Below are 22,398 nucleotides of genomic sequence, written 5' to 3' on the forward strand. Positions count from 1 at the left end.
GGCCGGACAGTGTTCTAGCGCTGCGGAGCGAAGGGCGGCGCGCGTGGGCGCGATTCCAGATTGGGCGGTGATGGCGGTAACGCTGCGTCGAAATTCTGAAAGGCGACTTCGACCGCAGGAAGAATGTTATCCGCGCCTTCGACGGGAATAACCGGAAGAGCGGCGACTGTGGCCGAGGCCAGACGGCAGAGCGTGCCGCAGCAGTCATCGGCGATCTTGCCCGCCGGGTCCTGTTTATCCGAGCCGCCTTCAGGCATATGGCTGGAACAGATGATCTCATCCGCCGCCAGCGCGGCCATCGCCATATTGCCGCTGGTCAGGCCATTGGCGAGACCCTGCAAAAGGAAAAGCAGAACCGCCAGCATGGCGATGGCGCCAGCCGAACTCCTGTCCTGCATGATCCTGCGAATGAATCCCATGGAATTGGAATGTCATATTTGCGGCGAGATGTCACCGCGACACAATGACGGCGGGGGAGAAACAACAGGGAGCTGAGAGCGGCACTGGATCCCAGCGCCGCAACGCGATTATTCCGCTGCGGGAATGGGCGTGGGTTGTCCGTTTTCGTCCATCGCCACCATGATGAAGGTTCCGGCGGTGACTTTCTCCAGCTTGTCATAACGCGACCGCTGCGCCCAGGCTTCCACCGTGAGCGTGATGGAGGTGCGGCCAACGCGGGCGATGTCAGTATAGATGGACAGGGTATCGCCGATCTTCACCGGCAGTTCGAAAGCCATTTCCTTGACCGCCGCCGTGACCACACGACAGCGGGAGCGTTCCGCGGCGCGGATGCCGCTCGCCAAGTCCATCTGTGACATGACCCAGCCGCCGAAAATATCACCGGCCGGATTGGCGTCGGCCGGCATGGCGAGTGTTCTGAGCGTCAGCTCGCCGGTCGGTTTGATGGTCGGGTTGGTCATGTTGAGATTTGCTCCATGCGAATGACAAAGGCGCAGCATGCGTTGCGCTTTGCCATTTCGCAAGCAAGGCAAAGCGTCAGGACGACGCTTTGCCCAGAAATTGCTGCGTTGCATAAAGAGCGATGGCCGCCGCATTCGAAACGTTGAGCGATTTGATCTCGCCCGGCATGTCGAGACGGGCGAGCGCCGAGACGGTTTCGCGCGTTTTCTGGCGCAGTCCCTTGCCTTCGGCGCCCAGAACCAGCGCGATTTTTTCACCGCTGAAGGTCTGTTCGATGGGGGCGGGGCCTTCAGAATCCAGGCCGACGGAGAAGAAACCGAGCTTGTGCAGCTCGCCCAGCGCATCGGCCAGATTGGTGATCTGGATATAGGGAATGAGTTCCAGCGCGCCGGAAGCGGATTTCGCCAGCACGCCTGATTCGGTCGGGCTGTGGCGCATGGTAGTGATAACCGCGCCGGCGTTGAAGGCGACTGCCGAGCGCATGATGGCGCCGACATTGTGCGGGTCGGTGACCTGATCGAGCACGAGGATGAGCGGGCTGTCCTTCAGCGCGCCAAGTCTCTTGACCGGCAGCGGCCTTGTTTCCAGCATCACGCCCTGATGGATGGCCTCGGGGCCGAGCACCCGGTCGATATCCTGAGGGGAGACCATCTCCACCGGGAAGGGCTGCGCATCCGCCTCACCAATATCCAGTCGCGCAAAGGCGTTCTGGGTGACGGAGAGCTTGACGATCTGCCGTTCGGGATTGGCAAGGGCCGCGCGCACGGTATGAAGGCCGTAAAGATGCACCTGATCTGGCGCAAGCTGCGGCGGCTTCCAGTCATCGGCGCCGCGGTTGCGGCGCTTCGGCTGCTGCGGGGTCGGAATTTCGCCGCGCTCGCGCTTGGCGTCGCGCACGGCACGGCGCAGGTTGGCGTAGTGCGTGTCGCGGGTGGATTTATTATTGGGATCGTCTTTGCTCATGGCGCCTTATATCTCCGCCGGAAGCCGCGCACCAGCCCCCGCGATAATCCACAGGGCTGTAAAGAGGTTTGAATTTTTTCCCGAAAATTCGTGAAAGGGCGTGTTGACAGAAACGAACGAGGCCGTCATATACGCGCCACAGACGACGCAACGGCGCTTCGCCGCAGCGAAATCTGAAGAGCTTGGTCGCTCGATCCTAGCAGAAAGCTGGAGGGATGCCCGAGTGGTTAAAGGGGACGGACTGTAAATCCGTTGGCTACGCCTACGTTGGTTCAAATCCAACTCCCTCCACCATTCTGCACGGATCGAAATCGCCGCCGCGGGTATAGCTCAATGGTAGAGCAGCAGCCTTCCAAGCTGAATACGCGGGTTCGATTCCCGCTACCCGCTCCAGCGACCTTTCCAACAAAATCAATGATGCTCAACAAATACTGATTTTGCGACGTTCGTCCCTCTCGGGTGCGGATTCAGTCGGGCCGTGAGTCTGATTTGTTCTGTTTTCGGCCCCGCGTGGTGGGTTTCTCGGGCAGGCTCTTGCCAAACTCTTTTACGATGACCTGGCATGAGAAGCGGTAAGGATTGATCTTCCGTCCTCATCAGCGCCAGTGATGAGAGTGGCGAAAAGGCTTCTCTCAAGCGGTGCTAAATACCGGTTTGAAACCTCACAGATGCCGCGCGGTGCCGACGGCGATCACCGGACCGGTTGCCTGACCCGTTGGCGAGCCCCCGAAGGGTTCCACGCTGATTGCAAAGGTCGTGCCGTCCGTTATGGTGCCGCGCATGTCGGCGGGAATGATGAGGTCGCCGTTCGTGCCGGGCTGGAAAACGCCAAGCGAGCGGGTCTTGCCGCCATCCATAACGAGCCACAATTCCAATGATTTTTCGTCCGTCTTGCCGGTTGCGACTGGCACGATACGCATCCGGCCCGATTCCGCATCGTAGGATGCGAGGAGATTGACCTGACTGTCGGTTGTCGCAAGCTCGGCCACAAGCGGGGTGGTGCCCGGCCGTTGGTCGGGGAACGCAGCATAGACCACGGCAGCGACGGCGGCTGCGCTGGTGGCGACTGATATCCAGCGCCAGAAAGACGCGGAGTTCCAGAGACTGCCATTGGTATTGACAGCCCTGCTGCCAAACAGGCGCTCTTCGATGCGGGTAAGGACAGTCGGGCTCGGTGTCTGTTCCTGATACTCGGCGTTGAAGTCGGAAAACTCCGTTTCCCAGCGCTGCACGAGTTGCGCGAAGGCTTCCTCGTCCTGGATGCGCCTTTCCACCTCGCGGCGCTTTTCGAGCGGCAGAACGCCCAGCACATATTCGCCGGCGAGGATTTCGTCGCGCGCGTGCATTCCGCCACTCTGGTCGCCCGTTGTCATCGCTGCATGCACTCTCTGAGTTTGAGAAGACTGCGCCGGAGCCAGGTTCTGACCGTGTTCAGAGGCACGCGCAATTCGTCGGCGAGTTCAAGATAGCTCAAACCTTCGACATAGGCACGACGTACCGCCTGTGCATGCACAGTCTCAAGTTCCCGCATGCAGTCATCGATCCTGCGGCCTTCATCCACCAGAACGACCTGCTGCTCGGGATCGCGGATGCTCTCGTCAACGAGATCATAGGCCTCGTCAATGTCATCGCTTGCGGGTTTACGCGCGCGGATGGTGTCTATCGCGTGGTTGCGGGCGATGGTGGCAAGCCATGTCGCCGGTTTGCCGGCGCTTACGGCAAATGTTCGGGCGCGCTGCCAGACCTTGATATAGATTTCCTGCAGCGCCTCTTCGGCTTCCATTTTGTCCCGCAGGATTTTCAGGCAGATCGCAAAAAGCTTCGGGCTTGTTGCCTGGTAAAGCGAGACGAATGCTGAACGATCACCCATGCCGACGCGGTTGATAAGCGTTGCGATCTCTTTGCCCTGCATTCGAACCTTCCTTGCTGTCCTTCCTTTATAGGGTCGTCTTTCGGAAGAAGACAAGAGATGCTTGGGGCGTTCGCTACATGGACTCCCTTTGAGCATCGGGCGCAAGCCGCAGGTTATGACAAGTGTCATGACAGACCCGCCGAGTTTTCAAGCGGGCCGATGAGGCGGACCGTGACGAGATAACCGATGATGGCCGCTGCCGCCGAGACGAAGGTTCCCCACAGTAGATCGGCAACAGTCAGGGTGGTGGACCAGTTCTTCAGTGTGGCCTGATTGGTCAGATCATAGGTGGCATAGGCCATGAAGCCCACCGCTGCGCCATAAAGCAGAGCCGTGGTCCATTCGCCCGAAATCAGAGCCGGACGAACGGCGAGAAAAGTGAGGCCGGCGGCGTAGATGAGATAAAAGACGATTGCCGGAGCAAGGCGGAAATTTTCCGCCAGAAGATCGCCGATGGCTGGCCGGTAAAGACGCGACGCCATGGTGCTCAGCCAGATGAAATCGATCACCAGAAATGCGATGAGGGTGAAGGAATAAGCGGCAAGGTATGTCTTCATCGGTGTTTCCTTTGCCTTTGATCAGGCGACGTTTTTTTCGGGATGACGAGAATAAAGAGAAGCGATTTGAGTATGCGCTAGTCGATCCTGGTCCAGCTTATGCCCTTGCACAGCAGGCCGGCGACGATGCAGCCTTTCGTGGTCATGTTATTGCCCGCGACCGTCACCGTTATCTTGTAGGATTTTTCCCGTTGCGGGTCGAAGGCGGTGCCGGAATAGCTGCCCGCCTCGCTCTGCTTGATGTCCATGATCAGGCGATCACCGGTCTTTTCTTTTGCGGTGCCAGGTTTGATCCATGTATTCGTGGCGCATATTTTCTCGCCGCAGGGCGCGATCAGCACTTTCGCCTTGCCGTCGCCGCGCGCCCAGTTTCCGTCAATCTCGCCTGCTGCCGCACCGAGGCCCGCCAGCGTCGGGAAGAGGGCGGGTACAATTGCCAATCTGCTGATTTTCATTGTCTTTCTCCGCTTGTTCGCCCCGCCTCATCCGTGTTCTATCGTGTATAGGCCGACATTTATGGTTCCCTCGGCAAAACCCGCTTCGCAGTAGCAGAGGTAATAGTCCCACAGCCGCCGGAAGCGCTCATCGAAGCCAAGCAGGGAAATCGTTTGCCATCGGGCGTGAAAACGCTGGCGCCATTCCGACAGTGTGAGCGCATAGGACTGGCCGAAAAGCTCCGTCTCCGTGAGTTTCAGGCCGGTTTGTCCCATGGCTTTTTCAAGCGCTGAATCGGAGGGCAGAAAACCGCCCGGGAAGATGTATTTCTGAATGAAATCGGCCTTGCGCCGATAGGTGTCAAAGCGGCTTTCTTCAATGGAGATAATTTGCAGCACCGCACGGCCGCCGGGTTTCAGGCAGCGTTTCAGCGTTTCGAAATAGCTTGGCCAATAGGCTTCGCCGACAGCTTCAAACATTTCCACCGAGACGATATTGTCGAATTGACCCTGCACGTCGCGGTAATCCTGCAGCCTGAGATCGATCCGGCCCGCGTTGTTTTCTTTCTCCGCCGCATTTTCTGCCCAGCGCAACTGGGAGGGGGAAAGGGTGATGCCGGTCACGTTTGTATTGTGCTGCGTGGCGAGATGGATGGCGAGTGCACCCCAGCCGCAGCCGATTTCGAGTACGTTGTTATTTCCGGTCAGCTGTAGCTTCTCCGCAATGCGCTCGAGTTTCTTGCGTTGCGCGGCCTCAAGGCTGGTGGTGGTTTCGTCGAAAATCGCCGAGGAATAGAGCATCGTGGGATCGAGCCACTGCCGGTAGAACTCGTTGCCAAGATCGTAATGCGCCTCGATATTGCGGCGGCTGCCGCGTCTGGTATTGGCATTCAGCCCGTGTGCAAGCCGGTTGATGAGACGCATGGGCAGGCTGCCGCGCATCGACCTTGCAAATGCCTCGCGATTTTGAGCGGCGAAACGGATGAGCGCTGTCAGGTCAGGCGTAGACCAGTCATTTTCGATGAAACCTTCCGCAAAGCCGATATCGCCGTTGACGAGCAGCCTGCGGATGGCCCGCCAGTTATGCAGCACGAGAATGGCTTCGCTACCTTCCGAATCGCCCGATTTTTCGATGTTTCCACCGCCAGGAAGGGTTACGCGCAGTCGGCCGCGCTCGATATTGTTCAGCAGCCGGCTGATGAGCCATGTGCCCATGCCGGCACGACCGTTGAGGCGAGTGCCCTGCGTCGATAATTCAGAGAGATTTTCAAACGGGGTCATGAATTCTGGCCTCGATTTGCGACGATGATGGATGAACGAATGAGACGGGTTCGGCGGGCGGCGGCGGACGTTTTTTGAGCCGCACGCCTTTCAGCCAGATTTTAAGGGCTTCCCAGTGAATGCCGAGAACGACCTTGAGCGTCAGGAACGGGATGGTGACGAAGGCTTTGAGCAGAGCGCGATCGGTCAGCTCGACGCGCCAGGCAAGATGGCGGGCCGTCAGGACCACGCCGTCATCGTCGAAAGTTTCGATGACGATCTTCAGCCTGTCACCTGGCGGGACGACGCGGAAAACATAACGTAGGTCCATGTCCATGAAGGGAGAGACATAGAAAGCCTTGTCGCATCGCTGGACGATCTCGGTCTCTTTGCCGGCCTCCACCGGGATCAGATAGGAATGCCGTTGCCCGAAGGTGTTATCCACCTCCCAGAGGATGGCTTTCAGCGACGTGTCGCGCCCATAGCAGAAGAACACGCTCAGAGGGTTGAAAGCCCAGCCGAGCAGGCGCGGCATGGTGAGAAGGCGAATAGGCCCTCCATCCACGGCGATACCCGCCGCCGTCATCGCCGTCTCTATCTGCCGGCGCAGGCCAATCGCGCTGCCGTCGCCACGGTCCCTGCGATGAAATGAGAAGAGGTTGAAGCGGTCCACGGAAAAAAACCGCAATTTCCGGTCGAGCGTCTCAAGTTCATCGAGATCGAGAAGCAGCGAATAAATCCGGTAGGCCAGTTTGTGGATTTTCGGCTTGAAGCGCGCATGGGTCACATTGCCCGGGAAAAGCGCTGACGTGAAGGGAGGCGTCATGCTGTCGCCTCCATGAGTTTCGTGTCCGTCGCAATGGTTTTCAAATCCAGGCGAATGATCCGGCCGCTATCGTCGGCAACCTTCCATGGCCGTGTCACCCCGCCTAGATCTTCGGCAACCGCAAGCCCGGCCTGAAGTCCGTCCTCGTGAAAACCCGATCCGAAATAAGCGCCGCAGAACCAGGTGTTTCGCAGGCCCTGCAAAGCCCAAAGCTCCTGACGCATCTGCTCTGTGCCGGCGTCGAAAACGGGATGGTGATAGGTTTCCTCGGCGATGATCTTTCCTTGATCCGGTTCCCGGAGCGGGTTCAGCGTTACGAAAGTGTCCGGGGTTTCTCCCAGCGGCTGAAGCCTGTTCATCCAGTATGTGATGCTTGGCTGGCCCGCCTTAATGCGCGTATCGGCAACATAGTTCCAGCTTGACCAGGCAGCGCGGCGACGGGGCATGAAACTGCTGTCGGTGTGAAGCAGGGCGCGGTTTTTCGTGTAGCCAAAGGCGCCGAGGATGCGCTGTTCAGCGGGCGAGGCGTCCGTGAGCATGTCCAGCGTCTGATCTGCATGGGTTGCCATCACCACGTCGTCGAAGCGGGCAGTTTCTCCGTCCCCCGTGGTGAGTTCGACGCCGCGCGGAAGGCGGCGAATGCGTGTCACCGGTGTCGAGAGGCGAATTCGATCCGCAAATGGCGCTGTGATGCGTTTCACATATTCGCGCGAGCCACCGACAACGGTGCGCCAGACCGGCCGATCGCGCAGCAACAGCAGGCCGTGATTGCGGCAGAATTTGATAAAATGCGCAGCCGGGTAACGGCCGACCTCCATGGCCGGCGTAGACCATATGGCTGCCGCCATGGGGTAAAGATGATCGTCGCGGAACGCCGATCCGTACCGGTTGTGCGTGAGATATTCGTCGAGCGATGTATTGCCCATCAAATGCAGGTCGCGAGGGGCATTGCGGTAAAACCGAAGGAGGTCCGCAACCATCGCCCAGAAACGTGGTCTGAGCACATTTCTCTTCTGTGCCAGCAGGCCAAGACCGGTTCCACCGGAATATTCAAAGTCGCCATTGTCGAGGGAAACGGCAAAAGACATGTTCGACGCTGCGGTCTGTACGTCAAGCGTTCGAAAAAGCGCGGTGAGATTGGGATAGGTCCACTCGTTATAGACAATGAACCCGGTATCGATATGAGCCGGTCCTTTATCCGTATCGAATGTCACCGTGTTGCTGTGGCCGCCGACGCGATCAGCCGCCTCAAAGACCGTGACATCGTGTTGTTTCGACAAAAGCCACGCTGCCGACAGGCCGGAAATTCCCGTTCCCACAATTGCGATGCGGTGCCGCCTATCTTTTTGTCTCGTTTCCGTGTCGGTCATCTATCCTCGCCATCGCATTACAGAAATTTGCCGTGGGACAGCGCAGATACGAGGCAGGGGGCGAATAAGTTTCAGCGGCGGGTGTTTTTTTGGAATCTTTTCCGAAATCTGAAACTCTTTTGCCGGTTCGGTCGTATTTGCCATCACGAAACCCGGTCTCCATCTGTTCAAACCGTGAGCGAAGTAGTGATGTTGTCTGTGATCCTGACGCTTGCCGTTCTCATGTCGCTTCTGATGGCAGGCGCGTGGGCGCTGCAAAGAGCAACGGGTTCGAGCGGCTGGATCGACACCGTCTGGTCGGCGAGTGTCGGGTTTGGCGGAGTTTTGGCAGTTTTATTCGCGGAAGGAGACGGCTGGCGGCGCGCGGTCGTATTTTCCCTTGTCGTCGTCTGGTCGTTGCGACTTGCCGGGCATATAGGCATGCGCACGCAGGGCGGCGGAGAAGATCCCCGTTATGCAAAGCTCATCAGGCAATGGGGCAGCGCAGCCCCTCTCAGACTTTTCATCTTCCTCCAGATACAGGCCATTGCCGCTTTCGTGCTCGTTCTTGCGGTTTATCTCGCTGCCGGCAACGGCCAGGGTTTTCCGCGTCTCATCGATATTTTCGCCACGGCGGTCGCTTTTGCCGCACTGGCTGGTGAAGCGCTCTCGGATGCCCAGCTTTCAAAATTCAGGAAAACGCCGGAAGCAAAAACCGGCGTCTGTGAAACCGGCCTTTGGCGTTATTCCCGCCATCCCAATTATTTCTTCGAATGGCTTTTCTGGTGCAGTTTCCCGCTGCTCGCCGTTCATGAGCAGGTCTTGTCCTGGGCGTCGCTTGCTGCACCCATCATGATGTATTGGCTGCTCGTCCACGTCTCCGGCATTCCGCCGCTTGAAGAGCACATGCTGAAATCGCGCGGAGAGAGGTTCCGCGTCCTGCAACGCCGCGTCAACGCCTTCTTTCCGGGCCCGCGCAAGAACGAGGAAACGCCATGAATATGCTCGCCTTCGCCATCAATGCCGCAGAACGCGCACCGCTCACTGACGCGGTCACACTGGCCGGTATAGATATGCTCTGCGTGCGAACGAAACGGCGGCTTGCAAATATTCCCGATGATGCCGAATTGGCCTTTGCGAAGGATATGGCGACGTTTCCCATAGCCAGCCACACCGACGAGGCGAACAGACAACATTACGAAGTCCCAGCGGAGTTTTTCTCGCTGGTTCTCGGAGCGCAGCGCAAATATTCCTGCTGTTATTATCCCGACGCCACGACGACGCTGGATGAAGCCGAGACCGTGGCGCTTTCCGAGACAGTGGCCCATGCCGGGCTGCGTGATGGCATGGATATTCTGGAACTCGGCTGCGGTTGGGGTTCGCTTTCCCTGTATATGGCGGGCCGATTTCCCAATGCGCGGATCACATCCGTTTCGAACTCAGCATCGCAGCGTGACTACATAATCGGCTGCGCCCGGGAGCGCGGCTTCTCCAACCTTTCGGTGGTAACCGCCGACATGAATGATTTCACGACAGGCAATCGTTTCGATCGTGTCGTGTCGGTGGAGATGTTCGAGCACATGTCGAACTGGCAGATGTTATTCGAGCGGGTTCGTTCCTGGCTGCAGCCGGAAGGCAGGTTCTTCCTGCACGTCTTCAACCACCGTGACCGATCCTACCGTTTTGACCACAATAATCCGGCAGACTGGATCGCCCGGCACTTCTTCACCGGCGGTATCATGCCTGCCTTCGATCTTCCCCATCGTTTTGGGAAGATTTTCACTGTAGAACAGGACTGGCGATGGTCCGGTCTACATTATCGACGGACAGCTCTTGATTGGCTGGCGAATTTTGACCGGGAGATTGACCGTGTCCGGCCGATCCTGAAGCGCGTTTACGGAAACGACGCGAGACTGTGGGAACGCCGCTGGCGACTTTTCTTCCTCGCAACCGCCGGGCTGTTCGGGCATCAGGGTGGGGAGGTCTGGGGTGTCGGACATTACCTTCTGATGCCCAGTTAAGGTCGAAACACTAAAAGAGGCGCTGTGTTCGCCCTTGAAAATCGAAGACACCGTTAAACGTTGATTTTGCGCCGTTTTGCCTTGTCTGCTCTCCATTGCAGGCATGTTCACCCGCAATCATTTTCGCTGATTCGACCTGCCGATGATCGGCGCGATCGTGCGAACCTTTCATTTCACGCCATGTTCAGGGCGCGCGCCAAGGCGCGCACCAGCTATTCTTTACAATTGAGGTCAAGGGCCGGTCATGGTTCCATGCCGGACGCGTAGCTGATTCCTCCCCGTCGATGCCAAACTGCGATCCGAGAGGCCCATGTCGATTTCAGATACGATTTTTCGCCCTTTCGAGACGCTGATACGGCCGCTCGACATTCCCTTTCGGCCACTGCCGTCGAAAGGCCCCGTCGCGGTGCTGCTGCATTTCATTGCGATGTTTCGCGGCGTCCTCATCGCGCTTGCCCTGTCGTCCATGGCGGTGGAGGCCATCAACCTGTCGATCATCTGGGGATTGTCCGTGATCGTCGATGGCGTGACGGCGCAGGGTGCGGAGGCATTCCTGCACAATGAATGGCCGCTGCTGACCGCCCTCGGACTGCTGATCTTTCCCGCGATGCCGATCGCGTCATTTCTTCTCAATACGCTCAATTCGCACACGCTCGGCATCGCCATGCCCGCGGCCATCCAGTGGCAGGGCCACAAGGCCGTGGAGCGGCAGGATCTGGCATTTTTCCATGAGCTTTATGCCGGGCAGGTCGCCTCACGCCTTTCGCAAGTCTCGTCAGCCGTTCAGCAGCAGATCATCAACGCATTCCAGATCGGGCCGCGTTTTCTGCTGCAAATGATCGGCTCCCTTGCGCTTCTTGCCGCCCTGTCCTGGCAGCTGGCGCTGCCGGTGTTCATCTGGATCGTGCTGAATGTGGTTCTCGCCGTCAAACTGGCTCCCGTCTTCACGGAACGGTCACGCCGGTCGGCGAAACAAAAGAGCCTTGTCTCGGGGGCGATCACCGATCTCTACAGCAACATGCAGATGATCAAGCAATTTGCAGCCGAAGACAGCGAGGCGGGCGCAATCCGCCGCATTCTGATAAAGGCGATGCAGACGCAGCACAGGGAGCAGCGTGTCTACCGCGCGTCCGAGCTGGTCGTGGTTGCGCTCAACATGGCGTTGTGGCTGGCAATCCTGTCGGTGGGGTTTTCCGGTCTGGTGAAGGGCTTCATCACGGTCGGAGAATTTGTCGGCGCGGTCTATATATTGCAGCGGCTGTCAGGGCACACATTCACCTTCCTGCAGATGGGCCAGCAGATATTTCAGGCGATCGGCACCATCAAGGACGCCATGCCTGTCATGACGACGCCGCCGACCATTACCGACAGGGCCGGCGCGGCTGAACTGAATGTCGCGCGTGGAGACATTGATTTCGACCACATCCGCTTTGCCTACAAGTCCGGCAGACCGGTGATCGATGATCTGTCGCTTAAGGTCCGCGCGGGAGAGAGGGTCGGCCTTGTGGGGCTGTCAGGTGCGGGAAAAACGACGCTGGTCAATCTGCTCCTGCGGTTCTACGAAATTCAGGATGGCGCCATCCGCATCGACGGTCAGGATATTCGCGAGGTAACGCAGATGAGCCTGCGCCGCAATATCGGGATGATTGCCCAAGATGTGGCGTTGCTGCACCGGTCGGTTGGCGACAATATCCGCTACGGGCGGCCAGAGGCGACGCGGGAGGAGGTGGAGCAGGTGGCGAAAGTGGCGAAGGCCGACGCCTTCATCGCTGATCTCGCCGATAGTGAGGGGCGAAAAGGATATCTCGCTTTTGTCGGAGACCGTGGCATCAAGCTTTCCGGCGGGCAGCGGCAGCGGGTCGCCATTGCGCGCGTGCTGTTGAAAGACGCGCCTATCCTGATCCTCGATGAAGCCACCTCCGCCCTTGATAGCGAGTCCGAAGCCGCCATTCAGGAAAAGCTCAATCTGGTGATGGAGGGCAAGACGGTGATCGCCATCGCGCACCGCCTGTCAACTATCGCCAGCATGGACCGGATTATCGTGCTGGATCATGGCCGGATTATCGAAGAGGGCAGGCCGGAGGAACTGGTTGAGCAGGGCGGGCTGTTTGCGCGCCTTTGGAAACGCCAGATCGGCGGGTTCATACCGGAAGACGAGTAATCAGGTGAAATCTGCGGCTGCAAGCCCGTAGGATGGCCGCATTGGACCACGCCGATGGCGACGAGCCGGCTGGCGTGGCGTGCCTTCAGATTGCATCGAGCGCTGATTGAACCCGCAGTTTCTCCGCATCCAGTTCGCTCAGCCTTGCCATATGCGCCGTGATTTCATCAAAGATCGAGGTGCGATCCGTTTGCGACAGGCGCTCCACGCGACGCAGGGCTGTAATGACCTCGATCAGGTCAAGTCGCTCCTGCTCAAGCTTTTCCAGATTCCACAACATCGCATTTTCCCCGCTGGCACGCGGCTCAAACGGCCAGTTGGGGAAATGGTTCAAATCGGTAGAATTTAAGGTAAATTTTATCTTGTCGGAGACGACGCGCCCCGGGCCGCAGCCGAATCAATAGGGCGAGAGACATTGCATCCGTGTGCCGCCAGCCGCCATATAGCTGTTGTCGGTGGGATGGTAGGATGTGTAACGCGTCGCACACCATTTTACATGGTTGATCTCGGCCTGCGACAGGGCGTAACCGTTGGGCGTGGCGTCTTCGCCTTTTCCTGCCGCAAAGGCTGAGGCGGGATAACTTCGCTGGTCTGAGGTCTGCGCCTTTTGCTGTGTCTCATAGGCCGGCTGTATGAGGCTGAAAGCATGGGCGGGCACGACAAAAGCGGCAGATATTGCGACGCCAAGAGCGAGCGCGGAGATAGTCTTCGGCATCCTCAACATCGATAAATCCTCGTTATTCGTTCGGTATGCTAACGAAAACTTAGGAAATTCGTTCCGGTGAAGGATTGACTTCACACGGATACGTGATTCTTGAGGCTGGGTGCTGCGGGTGCACCGGTTCCTGCGACGGGCGTTGAAAATGACGGCGCTTTGCCGGCTTGACGACGAATATGGTGCGCCCGGTGAGCAAGTGCCGTGCCCGCTGATCTGAGTTTCCGTCCTTACCGCACTGCTCGTTGACAAGCGGAAAATCCGGTCAGATAGTCGGCCGGCAATCATGCACACGGGAGTCTTCAATGTTTAACAGGGTTGTCATTCTCTCATCCTTTGCGCTGCTGGCATCGGCGGCGTTCGTCTCCCCCGCAGCCGCACTCACCATGAAAGAGTGCAGCGTGAAATATCAGGCGGCGAAAGCCGACGGGTCCGCCAAGGACGTCAAGTGGAACGACTATCGCGCCAAGTTCTGCGGCAGCGAGGCGGCCGCTGAGGATGCGGCCGACGACAAGCAGGTCGCGGCCACCACCGAAAAAGAACCCGAAAAAGCGACGATAAAAGCCCCGAAGGGCGTCGCTTTCCCGAGCGCTGTCGATAAGAAATATTCAAGCGAGACGCCCGGCAAGGCCCGCCTGAAAACCTGCGTCGACTCCTACCACAAGAACAAGAGTGACGGCACGCTCGGCGATCTGAAATGGATCCAGAAGGGCGGCGGTTACTGGAGCCTGTGCAACACGGCCCTGAAGAGCTGAGGCAGGCGGCGGGTCGATGACCGCTGCTCCGCTATTGGCGCGTTATCCGAGATAGATTCGGATAACGCGTGTCGTCTCGGTTGCGATCGACTGTCCCGCATGGTCTTTGCCTGCGCCTCCTCGCCCAAGGCCCTTTGCTGCCGTCGCCGGCATGTGAGGATATGACGTCCCATCCGCGATCAGGACCTGTTCGCGGATGGACCTGTTTCTCGATGGGGTGAAACTCCCTAGACGGGCAACCACGTTTTAGGACGGGTAAAAACTGCGAATGGCTTGAGATTCAATCTCTTGATAGAACGAATTGACCCTGCGGCTTGATCCGCATCCAGCAATTCAACGGTTACGGCTGTCTGATGACGGCTCGCCGGCAATGTGGGCGGATGACCAGACGATTTCGAAACTATCTCACGGTGCTGGCCATATCGCTGCTGATGTGGACGGTGATCCTTGGCGTCGTTTATTGGCTGTTTCTATAGGTTTTGCCCCGGCTTGCCGGACGGAATGAAAGTGCCGCATGGTCCGGCGCGGCGTTGATCTGCCGCATGTTTGCGAGGCCGGGTTTCCCGAAAATTTGATAGGCGCGAGGCGGCGGCCCCATTTCGGCTTTGCTGGCATGACCGTATGATCCGGTGACATCAGGAAAGGATCATCATGAATAAAACCGTTGCCGCGATATCTGTTGCAGCCTTTTCCGTATCGCTCGCCACCGGCGTCATGGCTGAAGATCTGGTGATTCCGCTTCCGAAGGACACGACGGTCGAAAAGCTGGAGACCGTCTATCAATGCGCCGCCGACAAGGTGGAGGCGGTCTATTTCAATGCTGGCGAGGTCAGCCTCGTGCGGCTGGGGTTGAAGGATGGCGTGACAGTCGCCGCAAATGTCATTTCGGGTTCGGGCGCCAAATATCAGGGCGGTATTTATGTCTGGTGGTCGAAGGGTGATGCGGCGGATCTTTACGACCTGATGGCGGACCCGGAGATGAAAAAGCCGGTTCATTGCGTGGAGGTGAAGAAATCCTGAGCGCTGGACTTTCCCCCAAAGGAGCGGCGGCAGGGCGGTTCTTGAAAACCTTGCCATGCCGCCGGTCAGCGTGGGAGTGCGCGCGCGGCGCGTTCAGCCAAGAACGAGCGACGCAAGAAGCGCCAGCAGGATAAGAGAGCTGGCGACAACACCGAGCCTCACCCTGCGAAGGCGGCGGGTACGACCGCCGCTCCAGTCATAAGCCATTGGCAGCTTTACCTTTCTTTTTATTATTATGACTTATTGACTAGCTCCCTAGGCTTGCCCGTGGCTGACCTCAATTGTCAGAATCCACCGGCGAGAATTCACGATTTCCCTGTCTTCTCCTGATGTTGCAGCAAGTGCGGCGATTGATTCTTCCTATTCTGCAACGGCAAAACCGGGTGGAGGATTTGACGGTCACAGGTTACGAAAAAGGCCCGGAAACTGGCGTTTCCGGGCCTTGTGCAACAGCGTTTTGACCGGCGGTGTCAGCCGAGATGGGCCTGGATATAGGGCAGAACCTCGAGCGTGCCGTGGTAGAGCATGTTGAGCGCCACATAGATGATGACCATGAGGCCGAGGTAGGAAATCCAGCGATAGCGGTGCAGGAGCTTGGCGACGAAGTTGGCGGCGAGGCCCATCAGCGCGATAGACACGACGAGGCCGATGATCAGCACCGTCACGTGTTCCTGCGCAGCACCGGCGACGGCAAGGACGTTGTCCAGCGACATGGAGACGTCGGCGATGACGATCTGGGTCGCGGCCTGGAAGAAGGTCTTGTGACCCTTGGTCAGGTCGGCCTCTTCGTCGGTCACCTCGTCTTCGATGGAACCTGCGGCCTCACGCAGTTCCGTCCACATCTTCCAGCACACCCAGGCGAGCAGCAGTCCGCCGAACAATTGCAGGCCGACAATGGCAAGAAGCTGGACGGTGACAGCGGCAAAACCGATGCGCAGGACCGTGGCGGCGATGATGCCGACCAGGATCGCCTTGCGGCGAAGATGAGCGGGCAGGCCGGCGGCGGCAAGGCCGATGACGATGGCATTGTCGCCCGCCAGAACGAGGTCGATTGCTATGACCTGTAAAAATGCCGTGAAACCGGCGGCTGTGAAGATTTCCATGGGATAGTCCTGAAACGGATAGAGAGGTCGCGAGGGAAAGGCGACGGATCGAGATATGGCATGGGATGGCGCGCCAGCGCCGGATTCCATCGCCCGTCTCCCCCCGGCGATGGAATGCACTTAAGCCATCATGCCGGTGCAGGTAAAGAAGTTGTGATAGAAATATCTTGTTTAGTGATCAGCCATACTGACGGATGGGGCTCTCCCGGCCGACGTCTGCCTCACCCCACGAGGGTTTAAATGTCGCAAACCAGATACCATATGCAGGCCTCAAGGCACGCTTAAGGCGCGCGCGAAGACGCTTTCATAATTAAGTCTTGCGCATTCGCTTACAAAGCCTTAAACGGCGACACCAAACCGGTGCGCCGGGGAAACTACTTCACGTTCACAGGAAGCAATTCACATGGCAAAGAGCAAGTTCGAGCGCAATAAGCCGCACGTCAACATTGGCACGATCGGTCACGTTGACCATGGCAAGACGTCGCTGACGGCAGCAATCACGAAGTTCTTCGGCGAGTTCAAGGCGTATGACCAGATCGACGCGGCTCCGGAAGAAAAGGCTCGTGGTATCACGATCTCGACGGCACACGTTGAATACGAGACGCCTGCCCGTCACTACGCGCACGTCGACTGCCCCGGCCACGCCGACTACGTGAAGAACATGATCACCGGTGCTGCCCAGATGGACGGCGCGATCCTGGTTTGCTCTGCAGCTGACGGCCCGATGCCGCAGACCCGCGAGCACATCCTGCTCGCCCGCCAGGTTGGCGTTCCGGCAATCGTCGTGTTCCTCAACAAGGTCGACCAGGTTGACGACGCCGAGCTTCTCGAGCTGGTTGAGCTTGAAGTTCGCGAACTTCTGTCGTCCTACGACTTCCCGGGCGACGATATCCCGATCATCAAGGGTTCGGCGCTTGCTGCTCTTGAAGATTCTGACAAGAAGATCGGTGAAGACGCGATCCGCGAGCTGATGGCTGCTGTTGACGCCTACATCCCGACGCCTGAGCGTCCGATCGACCAGCCGTTCCTGATGCCGATCGAAGACGTGTTCTCGATCTCGGGCCGTGGTACGGTTGTGACGGGTCGCGTTGAGCGCGGTATCGTCAAGGTTGGTGAAGAAGTCGAGATCGTCGGCATCCGTCCGACCTCGAAGACGACTGTTACCGGCGTTGAAATGTTCCGCAAGCTGCTCGACCAGGGCCAGGCTGGCGACAACATCGGTGCGCTGGTTCGCGGTGTTAACCGTGACGGCGTTGAGCGTGGTCAGATCCTGTGCAAGCCGGGTTCTGTCAAGCCGCACAAGAAGTTCAAGGCAGAAGCCTACATCCTGACGAAGGAAGAAGGCGGCCGTCATACGCCGTTCTTCACGAACTACCGTCCGCAGTTCTACTTCCGCACGACGGACGTAACAGGCATCGTTACGCTTCCGGAAGGCACGGAAATGGTTATGCCTGGCGACAACGTCACCGTTGACGTCGAGCTGATCGTTCCGATCGCGATGGAAGAAAAGCTGCGCTTCGCTATCCGCGAAGGCGGCCGTACCGTCGGCGCCGGCATCGTTGCATCGATCGTCGAGTAATCTTCGGGCCTGAAAAGGCTTGATGGAAACCCCGCTGGAAACAGCGGGGTTTTTTGTTTTGTATTGCGCGTTTGGGGGAGGGTGGCTTTCGCTTCCCTGTCCGGGCTGCTACGTCGTTGCCGGGGAGATGATGAGGAGCATCATGAAGAAGCGCATTCTATTTACCGGTGGTTCCGGCAAGGCCGGCAGGCATGTGATCCCGTGGCTTATCGACAAGGGTTATGAGGTCCACAACATCGACCTCGTTCCGCTCGACAGGCCGGGCGTCACAAATCTCATTGTCGACATCACCGATAGCGGGCAGGTGTTTAACGCCCTGTCCATGCACAGGAGCTTTGCGGAGCTCGAAAGCGGGAAGGGTGTTTTGCCCTATGATGCGGTGATCCACTTCGCCGCGGTTCCGCGCATTCTGATAAAGCCCGACAACGAGACGTTCCGCATCAATACAATAGGAACCTACAACGTCATCGAGGCCGCGGTGAAGCTTGGTATCCGCAAGATCGTCATCGCATCGAGCGAGACCACCTATGGGGTCTGTTTTGCCGAGGGCGAGAAGGATTTCCACCATTTCCCGCTTGAGGAAGATTATGACGTCGATCCGATGGATTCCTACGGGCTGTCGAAGGTGGTGAATGAAAAGACCGCGCGAGCCTTTGCCGAGCGAAGCGGATACGACATTTACGCGCTGCGAATAGGCAATGTCATCGAACCCCATGAATACGAGAAGTTTCCCGGCTTCTTCGCCCGTCCGGAAACGCGCAGACGCAATGCCTGGGGTTACATCGATGCGCGTGATCTTGGTCAGATCTGCCATCTGTGCATCGAGAAGGACGGCCTCGGTTATCAGGTCTTCAACGCCGTCAATGATACAGCGACAGCGACTATCCCCACGCGTGAGCTTGCGCAGACTTATTTCCCTGACGTGCAATTCCGCCGCGAGATCGGGGATCATGAGGGATTGATCTCCAACCGCAAGATTCGCGAGGTCCTGGGCTTCCGCGAAGAACACGACTGGCGGAAATACGTTAACCCCTGAGAGGCGCAGGATTTTCGGGGGCGGAGTGGAAAAAACAAAAAACACACTTGCCATTCCTTTCCCTGCGCCTTAAAGGAGCGCATACCGAATTGGCCAAGCGATTTCGCGGCCGATTCAGGTGCTGAAGGGGTATAGCTCAGTTGGTAGAGCGGCGGTCTCCAAAACCGCAGGTCGGGGGTTCGAGCCCCTCTGCCCCTGCCACTTTCCATTCGCAAGCGCGGTTTTCGCTGCATGGCAGATGGGGCCGGATTTCCGGCGAATTTCGCCGAATGTCGATTTCCTCTTGTTAAAAGTGGAATCGGTGTTTATGTAGGGTCAAAACAGACACGCGGTGCGTGGGGCTGATTAGTTCGGCTTTACGCGCCGTAATTGCGTGGGCAGTCAATGGCATCCAAAACCAATCCGTTTACGTTTCTGCAGCAGGTTCGCGCCGAAGCGTCAAAAATCACTTGGCCGTCGCGCCGCGAGACCATGATTTCGACGGCTATGGTGCTGGTGATGGTCATTTTTGCGGCTCTGTTCTTCTTTGCTGCGGACCAGCTCATCGGCTGGCTGCTTAGCCTGGTGTTGAACGTAGGCCGGTAACGGCGCGGTCAAAGGCCCGGTAGAAGGATCGAACGGAGAATAAAAATGGCAGCGCGCTGGTATATCGTTCACGCATATTCGAATTTCGAAAAGAAGGTCGCCGAGTCGATCGAAGAAAAGGCCCGTCAGAAGGGGCTCGATCATCTTTTTGAGAAAATCCTCGTGCCCACCGAAAAGGTGGTCGAGGTGCGCCGCGGCCGTAAGGTCGACAGCGAGCGCAAGTTCTTTCCAGGTTACGTGCTGGTGCGCGCCAACCTGACGGATGAGGCCTATCACCTCATCAAGAACACGCCGAAGGTTACCGGTTTCCTCGGTTCGGACAGCAAGCCTGTTCCGATTCCCGATTATGAAGCCGAGCGTATCCTCGGTCAGGTTCAGGAAGGTGTCGAGCGTCCGAAGTCTTCGGTTTCGTTCGAGATCGGCGAGCAGGTTCGCGTTTCCGACGGTCCGTTCGCGTCGTTCAACGGCGTGGTTCAGGATGTCGATGAAGAGCGTTCGCGCCTGAAGGTGGAAGTTTCGATTTTCGGCCGCGCTACGCCGGTCGAGCTGGAATACAATCAGGTCGAAAAGGTCTGATTGGCGGGGCAAGACCCCAAGCGCGTGGAAGGCAAGCTGGCTCTTTAAGCCGGAGCAGGGCGCCGCACCACGCAACCGCAGCCGCCGGAGCGATCCGGCTTAAGAGAAGCCGGGTAACCGGTTTGAATTGAAAGGCAGAGAGATATGGCTAAGAAAGTTGCAGGCCAGCTCAAGTTGCAGGTAAAGGCCGGGGCGGCCAATCCGTCCCCGCCGATCGGTCCGGCACTTGGTCAGCGTGGCATTAACATCATGGAATTCTGCAAGGCGTTCAATGCCGCCACGCAGGAAATGGAAAAGGGTATGCCGATTCCGGTCGTCATCACCTATTACCAGGACAAGTCCTTCACCTTCGTCATGAAGCAGCCGCCGATGACGTATTGGCTGAAGAAGGAAGCCAAGATCACCTCCGGTTCCAAGACGCCTGGCAAGGGCGCGAAGATCGGCTCCATCACCAAGGCTCAGGTCAAGACGATCGCAGAAGCCAAGATGAAGGATCTGAACGCAGCCGACATCGAAGGCGCAATGGCAATGGTTGAGGGCTCCGCCCGCGCCATGGGCCTGGAAGTGGTAGGTTGATCATGGCCAAGGTAGCAAAGCGCATTCAGAAGATCCGCGAAGGTGTGGATCCCAACAAGCTTTACGTTCTCACCGACGCCATTTCGATGGTCAAGGAACGTGCTGTCGCCAAGTTCGACGAAACCGTTGAAGTTTCGATGAACCTCGGCGTTGACCCGCGCCACGCGGACCAGATGGTCCGTGGCGTTGTCAACCTGCCGAACGGCACTGGCCGTGACGTTCGCGTCGCCGTTTTCGCCCGTGGCGCCAAGGCTGATGAAGCCACGGCTGCTGGCGCTGACGTTGTTGGTGCGGAAGAACTGGTTGAAATCGTTCAGGGCGGCAAGATCGACTTCGATCGTTGCATCGCGACCCCGGACATGATGCCGCTCGTCGGCCGTCTCGGCAAGGTACTCGGCCCGCGTGGCATGATGCCGAACCCGAAGGTCGGTACGGTGACGATGGATGTTGCCGGCGCCGTCAAGGCTTCCAAGGGCGGCGCTGTCGAGTTCCGCGTCGAAAAGGCCGGTATCGTACACGCTGGCGTTGGCAAGGCTTCGTTCGACGCCAAGGCTCTTGAGGAAAACATCAAGGCTTTCGCCGATGCCGTCATCAAGGCAAAGCCGGCTGGCGCCAAGGGCAACTACGTCAAGCGCGTCGCCATTTCCTCGACCATGGGTCCGGGCGTCAAGATCGACCCTTCGTCGGTTACGGCTTAATCAATTCTCGCGCTTCCCAAGGGAAGTGTGAATAAAAGAATTTCCGGCTCCCAGGAGCCGGAGATTTCCGGGGAAACCCGGAACTCCTGTCCGAGATTGCGGGTGGCCATTTCCTTCGGGGCCTGGCCTTAATCATTCAACCTGCATGAGACGGGTGAGGCTGGATTTGAGGCATCTTTCGATGCCTGACTGTCCGGTTCGAACCTGGTGTGCCTGTGCCTGAAGCCGTTTGCGGCGACAGAGCGGGGGACAGGATCCTCGAGCGTCGCTCGGGATCTTTGTAAAAAGGTCCCTTGGGGCAAAGGCAAACCCGGCGGGTTCACAATCATGTGGTCCCGTCTACTGGAGACAGACAGTGGAAAGAGCGGAAAAACGCGAATTCGTCACGGAGCTGAACGAAGTCTTCAAGGCTTCCGGTTCGGTTGTCGTGGCCCACTATGCTGGTGTCACCGTTGCGCAGATGAACGACTTCCGTTCGAAAATGCGCGCTGCCGGAGGCACCGTCAAGGTCGCGAAGAACCGCCTGGCCAAGATCGCTCTTCAGGGCACGGAGTCGGAAGGGATGACAGATCTCTTCAAGGGCCAGACGCTGATTGCATACAGCGTCGACCCGATGATCGCTCCGAAAGTCGTCATGGATTTCGCAAAGACCAACGACAAGGTCGTTGTTCTCGGTGGTTCCATGGGTGCAACCACGCTCAACGCCGAAGCAGTCAAGTCGCTTGCGACCCTGCCTTCGCTGGACGAGCTGCGCGCAAAGCTGCTGGGCCTTCTCAATGCCCCGGCAACTCGCGTCGCTACGGTTGTCGCCGCACCTGCAAGCCAGCTGGCACGGGTGTTCTCGGCTTACGCCAAGAAGGACGAAGCCGCTTAAGGCGGTTTTTCGCTGTAAATATTCAAACTGGTTCGAACTGAACAAAAGGAACTATCAAAATGGCTGATCTCGCAAAGATCGTAGAAGACCTCTCCACCCTGACCGTTCTGGAAGCTGCAGAACTGTCCAAGCTTCTCGAAGAAAAGTGGGGCGTTTCCGCCGCTGCTCCGGTAGCTGTTGCTGCTGCTGGCGGTGCTGGCGTTGCTGCTGCTGTTGAAGAAGAAAAGACTGAATTCGACGTGATCCTGGTTGACGCTGGCGCCAACAAGATCAACGTCATCAAGGAAGTCCGCGCTATCACGGGCCTCGGCCTCAAGGAAGCCAAGGACCTCGTTGAAGGCGCTCCGAAGGCTGTCAAGGAAGCTGTTTCCAAGGCTGAAGCTGCTGATCTCAAGAAGAAGCTTGAAGAAGCCGGCGCTAAGGTCGACGTTAAGTAATCTTGCGATTGCTGGCGGGAAGGGGCTTATTGCCCCTTTC

Annotated in this window: 26 protein-coding genes and 3 tRNA genes; 16 read left to right on the forward strand and 13 right to left on the reverse strand. The window is 58.0% G+C overall.

Translation table 11 applies throughout. The features are described 5' to 3' along the window. Positions 1 to 14: 14 nt before the first annotated feature. From WDZ78_RS04070 to rlmB, 3 genes are all read right to left on the reverse strand, one after another. Complete coding sequence (locus tag WDZ78_RS04070; RefSeq protein WP_425672406.1) at positions 15 to 419, reverse strand: DUF2946 family protein; 405 nt, start codon at positions 417 to 419, stop codon at positions 15 to 17. Between the two features lie 108 nt (positions 420 to 527). After that, on the reverse strand, positions 528 to 920 hold the full coding sequence (locus tag WDZ78_RS04075) for an acyl-CoA thioesterase (RefSeq protein WP_003507645.1): 393 nt from the start codon (positions 918 to 920) through the stop codon (positions 528 to 530). Positions 921 to 996: 76 nt separating this feature from the next. Then, positions 997 to 1,884, reverse strand: coding sequence for a 23S rRNA (guanosine(2251)-2'-O)-methyltransferase RlmB (gene rlmB, locus WDZ78_RS04080; RefSeq protein WP_020009380.1), 888 nt, complete (start codon positions 1,882 to 1,884; stop codon positions 997 to 999). Between the two features lie 209 nt (positions 1,885 to 2,093). On the opposite strand from rlmB, the gene WDZ78_RS04085 reads away from it, so the two are divergent. After that, a tRNA-Tyr gene (locus WDZ78_RS04085) sits at positions 2,094 to 2,178 on the forward strand. Positions 2,179 to 2,203: 25 nt separating this feature from the next. After that, positions 2,204 to 2,277 (forward strand) — tRNA-Gly (locus WDZ78_RS04090). Between the two features lie 269 nt (positions 2,278 to 2,546). On the opposite strand, the gene WDZ78_RS04095 is transcribed toward WDZ78_RS04090, so the two are convergent. From WDZ78_RS04095 to WDZ78_RS04125, 7 genes are all read right to left on the reverse strand, one after another. Beyond that, positions 2,547 to 3,257: an anti-sigma factor gene (locus tag WDZ78_RS04095; RefSeq protein ID WP_020009381.1), complete on the reverse strand. Its 711-nt coding sequence runs from the start codon at positions 3,255 to 3,257 to the stop codon at positions 2,547 to 2,549. After that, positions 3,254 to 3,796, reverse strand: coding sequence for a sigma-70 family RNA polymerase sigma factor (locus WDZ78_RS04100; protein WP_003507660.1), 543 nt, complete (start codon positions 3,794 to 3,796; stop codon positions 3,254 to 3,256). Before WDZ78_RS04100 ends, WDZ78_RS04095 begins: the two co-directional genes overlap by 4 nt. 125 nt (positions 3,797 to 3,921) lie before the next feature. Then, on the reverse strand, positions 3,922 to 4,353 hold the full coding sequence (locus tag WDZ78_RS04105; protein WP_003507662.1) for a DUF2177 family protein: 432 nt from the start codon (positions 4,351 to 4,353) through the stop codon (positions 3,922 to 3,924). Between the two features lie 77 nt (positions 4,354 to 4,430). Next, positions 4,431 to 4,808, reverse strand: coding sequence for a DUF2147 domain-containing protein (locus tag WDZ78_RS04110; protein WP_003507664.1), 378 nt, complete (start codon positions 4,806 to 4,808; stop codon positions 4,431 to 4,433). 27 nt (positions 4,809 to 4,835) lie between these two features. Then, a complete protein-coding gene (locus WDZ78_RS04115) occupies positions 4,836 to 6,068 on the reverse strand; it encodes an SAM-dependent methyltransferase (protein ID WP_003507666.1) in 1,233 nt (410 codons plus the stop codon). After that, positions 6,055 to 6,873 (reverse strand): DUF1365 domain-containing protein, encoded by an 819-nt coding sequence (locus WDZ78_RS04120; RefSeq protein ID WP_060726366.1) that lies wholly within the window; start codon positions 6,871 to 6,873, stop codon positions 6,055 to 6,057. The genes WDZ78_RS04115 and WDZ78_RS04120 overlap by 14 nt, the downstream gene beginning before the upstream one ends. Then, positions 6,870 to 8,243 (reverse strand): NAD(P)/FAD-dependent oxidoreductase, encoded by a 1,374-nt coding sequence (locus tag WDZ78_RS04125; protein ID WP_265613862.1) that lies wholly within the window; start codon positions 8,241 to 8,243, stop codon positions 6,870 to 6,872. Before WDZ78_RS04125 ends, WDZ78_RS04120 begins: the two co-directional genes overlap by 4 nt. A 189-nt stretch (positions 8,244 to 8,432) precedes the next feature. Here WDZ78_RS04125 and WDZ78_RS04130 point away from each other — a divergent pair, with 189 nt between their 5' ends. The 3 genes from WDZ78_RS04130 to WDZ78_RS04140 all read left to right on the forward strand — a co-directional run bounded on the left by WDZ78_RS04130 (position 8,433) and on the right by WDZ78_RS04140 (position 12,404). After that, the gene (locus WDZ78_RS04130; RefSeq protein ID WP_265613863.1) at positions 8,433 to 9,221 is read left to right on the forward strand and encodes a DUF1295 domain-containing protein; all 789 of its coding nucleotides are present in this window, start codon (positions 8,433 to 8,435) and stop codon (positions 9,219 to 9,221) included. Further along, on the forward strand, positions 9,218 to 10,243 hold the full coding sequence (locus WDZ78_RS04135; protein ID WP_060723323.1) for an SAM-dependent methyltransferase: 1,026 nt from the start codon (positions 9,218 to 9,220) through the stop codon (positions 10,241 to 10,243). The genes WDZ78_RS04130 and WDZ78_RS04135 overlap by 4 nt, the downstream gene beginning before the upstream one ends. A 310-nt stretch (positions 10,244 to 10,553) precedes the next feature. Beyond that, positions 10,554 to 12,404, forward strand: coding sequence for an ABC transporter ATP-binding protein (locus tag WDZ78_RS04140; protein WP_425672407.1), 1,851 nt, complete (start codon positions 10,554 to 10,556; stop codon positions 12,402 to 12,404). An 85-nt stretch (positions 12,405 to 12,489) separates the two neighbouring features. On the opposite strand, the gene WDZ78_RS04145 is transcribed toward WDZ78_RS04140, so the two are convergent. Together WDZ78_RS04145 and WDZ78_RS04150 are read right to left on the reverse strand one after the other, a co-directional pair. Beyond that, a complete protein-coding gene (locus WDZ78_RS04145; protein WP_060723321.1) occupies positions 12,490 to 12,684 on the reverse strand; it encodes a hypothetical protein in 195 nt (64 codons plus the stop codon). A gap of 117 nt (positions 12,685 to 12,801) precedes the next feature. Beyond that, on the reverse strand, positions 12,802 to 13,128 hold the full coding sequence (locus WDZ78_RS04150) for a BA14K family protein (protein WP_425672408.1): 327 nt from the start codon (positions 13,126 to 13,128) through the stop codon (positions 12,802 to 12,804). Positions 13,129 to 13,424: 296 nt separating this feature from the next. Here WDZ78_RS04150 and WDZ78_RS04155 point away from each other — a divergent pair, with 296 nt between their 5' ends. Continuing rightward, positions 13,425 to 13,874: a hypothetical protein gene (locus WDZ78_RS04155; RefSeq protein ID WP_020009392.1), complete on the forward strand. Its 450-nt coding sequence runs from the start codon at positions 13,425 to 13,427 to the stop codon at positions 13,872 to 13,874. 651 nt (positions 13,875 to 14,525) lie between these two features. Then, positions 14,526 to 14,894, forward strand: a complete 369-nt coding sequence (locus WDZ78_RS04160; protein ID WP_425672409.1) for an MliC family protein — start codon at positions 14,526 to 14,528, stop codon at positions 14,892 to 14,894. Between the two features lie 470 nt (positions 14,895 to 15,364). Here the strand turns inward: WDZ78_RS04160 and WDZ78_RS04165 are convergent, their stop codons facing one another. Continuing rightward, positions 15,365 to 15,997 (reverse strand): TerC family protein, encoded by a 633-nt coding sequence (locus tag WDZ78_RS04165; protein WP_099086092.1) that lies wholly within the window; start codon positions 15,995 to 15,997, stop codon positions 15,365 to 15,367. Positions 15,998 to 16,400: 403 nt separating this feature from the next. Here WDZ78_RS04165 and tuf point away from each other — a divergent pair, with 403 nt between their 5' ends. From tuf to rplL, 9 genes are all read left to right on the forward strand, one after another. After that, complete coding sequence (tuf, locus tag WDZ78_RS04170) at positions 16,401 to 17,576, forward strand: elongation factor Tu (RefSeq protein WP_003525183.1); 1,176 nt, start codon at positions 16,401 to 16,403, stop codon at positions 17,574 to 17,576. Between the two features lie 142 nt (positions 17,577 to 17,718). Further along, on the forward strand, positions 17,719 to 18,612 hold the full coding sequence (locus tag WDZ78_RS04175; RefSeq protein WP_425672410.1) for an NAD-dependent epimerase/dehydratase family protein: 894 nt from the start codon (positions 17,719 to 17,721) through the stop codon (positions 18,610 to 18,612). Between the two features lie 125 nt (positions 18,613 to 18,737). Beyond that, positions 18,738 to 18,813: transfer RNA gene (locus WDZ78_RS04180), tRNA-Trp, on the forward strand. Positions 18,814 to 18,996: 183 nt separating this feature from the next. Next, positions 18,997 to 19,197, forward strand: coding sequence for a preprotein translocase subunit SecE (gene secE, locus WDZ78_RS04185; protein ID WP_003523719.1), 201 nt, complete (start codon positions 18,997 to 18,999; stop codon positions 19,195 to 19,197). Between the two features lie 45 nt (positions 19,198 to 19,242). After that, positions 19,243 to 19,773, forward strand: coding sequence for a transcription termination/antitermination protein NusG (nusG, locus tag WDZ78_RS04190; protein ID WP_003523721.1), 531 nt, complete (start codon positions 19,243 to 19,245; stop codon positions 19,771 to 19,773). A 144-nt stretch (positions 19,774 to 19,917) separates the two neighbouring features. Next, the gene (gene rplK, locus WDZ78_RS04195) at positions 19,918 to 20,349 is read left to right on the forward strand and encodes a 50S ribosomal protein L11 (RefSeq protein WP_003507702.1); all 432 of its coding nucleotides are present in this window, start codon (positions 19,918 to 19,920) and stop codon (positions 20,347 to 20,349) included. Positions 20,350 to 20,351: 2 nt separating this feature from the next. Then, complete coding sequence (rplA, locus tag WDZ78_RS04200) at positions 20,352 to 21,047, forward strand: 50S ribosomal protein L1 (protein WP_003507704.1); 696 nt, start codon at positions 20,352 to 20,354, stop codon at positions 21,045 to 21,047. A 355-nt stretch (positions 21,048 to 21,402) separates the two neighbouring features. Next, positions 21,403 to 21,921 (forward strand): 50S ribosomal protein L10, encoded by a 519-nt coding sequence (gene rplJ, locus WDZ78_RS04205; protein ID WP_003519348.1) that lies wholly within the window; start codon positions 21,403 to 21,405, stop codon positions 21,919 to 21,921. 59 nt (positions 21,922 to 21,980) lie between these two features. After that, the gene (gene rplL, locus WDZ78_RS04210; RefSeq protein ID WP_003507708.1) at positions 21,981 to 22,358 is read left to right on the forward strand and encodes a 50S ribosomal protein L7/L12; all 378 of its coding nucleotides are present in this window, start codon (positions 21,981 to 21,983) and stop codon (positions 22,356 to 22,358) included. Positions 22,359 to 22,398: the final 40 nt, after the last annotated feature.

It is taken from the genome of Agrobacterium sp. M50-1 (genome assembly GCF_049843495.1).
Lineage (GTDB): Bacteria > Pseudomonadota > Alphaproteobacteria > Rhizobiales > Rhizobiaceae > Agrobacterium > Agrobacterium radiobacter.

Bases quoted from the DNA above. Each gene is read 5' to 3' on its own strand.
- WDZ78_RS04070 (WP_425672406.1), bottom strand. From the start codon at position 419: ATGGGATTCATTCGCAGGATCATGCAGGACAGGAGTTCGGCTGGCGCC.
- WDZ78_RS04075 (WP_003507645.1), bottom strand. From the start codon at position 920: ATGACCAACCCGACCATCAAACCGACCGGCGAGCTGACGCTCAGAACA.
- rlmB (WP_020009380.1), bottom strand. From the start codon at position 1,884: ATGAGCAAAGACGATCCCAATAATAAATCCACCCGCGACACGCACTAC.
- WDZ78_RS04095 (WP_020009381.1), bottom strand. From the start codon at position 3,257: ATGACAACGGGCGACCAGAGTGGCGGAATGCACGCGCGCGACGAAATC.
- WDZ78_RS04100 (WP_003507660.1), bottom strand. From the start codon at position 3,796: ATGCAGGGCAAAGAGATCGCAACGCTTATCAACCGCGTCGGCATGGGT.
- WDZ78_RS04105 (WP_003507662.1), bottom strand. From the start codon at position 4,353: ATGAAGACATACCTTGCCGCTTATTCCTTCACCCTCATCGCATTTCTG.
- WDZ78_RS04110 (WP_003507664.1), bottom strand. From the start codon at position 4,808: ATGAAAATCAGCAGATTGGCAATTGTACCCGCCCTCTTCCCGACGCTG.
- WDZ78_RS04115 (WP_003507666.1), bottom strand. From the start codon at position 6,068: ATGACCCCGTTTGAAAATCTCTCTGAATTATCGACGCAGGGCACTCGC.
- WDZ78_RS04120 (WP_060726366.1), bottom strand. From the start codon at position 6,873: ATGACGCCTCCCTTCACGTCAGCGCTTTTCCCGGGCAATGTGACCCAT.
- WDZ78_RS04125 (WP_265613862.1), bottom strand. From the start codon at position 8,243: ATGACCGACACGGAAACGAGACAAAAAGATAGGCGGCACCGCATCGCA.
- WDZ78_RS04130 (WP_265613863.1), top strand. From the start codon at position 8,433: ATGTTGTCTGTGATCCTGACGCTTGCCGTTCTCATGTCGCTTCTGATG.
- WDZ78_RS04135 (WP_060723323.1), top strand. From the start codon at position 9,218: ATGAATATGCTCGCCTTCGCCATCAATGCCGCAGAACGCGCACCGCTC.
- WDZ78_RS04140 (WP_425672407.1), top strand. From the start codon at position 10,554: ATGTCGATTTCAGATACGATTTTTCGCCCTTTCGAGACGCTGATACGG.
- WDZ78_RS04145 (WP_060723321.1), bottom strand. From the start codon at position 12,684: ATGTTGTGGAATCTGGAAAAGCTTGAGCAGGAGCGACTTGACCTGATC.
- WDZ78_RS04150 (WP_425672408.1), bottom strand. From the start codon at position 13,128: ATGTTGAGGATGCCGAAGACTATCTCCGCGCTCGCTCTTGGCGTCGCA.
- WDZ78_RS04155 (WP_020009392.1), top strand. From the start codon at position 13,425: ATGTTTAACAGGGTTGTCATTCTCTCATCCTTTGCGCTGCTGGCATCG.
- WDZ78_RS04160 (WP_425672409.1), top strand. From the start codon at position 14,526: ATGAATAAAACCGTTGCCGCGATATCTGTTGCAGCCTTTTCCGTATCG.
- WDZ78_RS04165 (WP_099086092.1), bottom strand. From the start codon at position 15,997: ATGGAAATCTTCACAGCCGCCGGTTTCACGGCATTTTTACAGGTCATA.
- tuf (WP_003525183.1), top strand. From the start codon at position 16,401: ATGGCAAAGAGCAAGTTCGAGCGCAATAAGCCGCACGTCAACATTGGC.
- WDZ78_RS04175 (WP_425672410.1), top strand. From the start codon at position 17,719: ATGAAGAAGCGCATTCTATTTACCGGTGGTTCCGGCAAGGCCGGCAGG.
- secE (WP_003523719.1), top strand. From the start codon at position 18,997: ATGGCATCCAAAACCAATCCGTTTACGTTTCTGCAGCAGGTTCGCGCC.
- nusG (WP_003523721.1), top strand. From the start codon at position 19,243: ATGGCAGCGCGCTGGTATATCGTTCACGCATATTCGAATTTCGAAAAG.
- rplK (WP_003507702.1), top strand. From the start codon at position 19,918: ATGGCTAAGAAAGTTGCAGGCCAGCTCAAGTTGCAGGTAAAGGCCGGG.
- rplA (WP_003507704.1), top strand. From the start codon at position 20,352: ATGGCCAAGGTAGCAAAGCGCATTCAGAAGATCCGCGAAGGTGTGGAT.
- rplL (WP_003507708.1), top strand. From the start codon at position 21,981: ATGGCTGATCTCGCAAAGATCGTAGAAGACCTCTCCACCCTGACCGTT.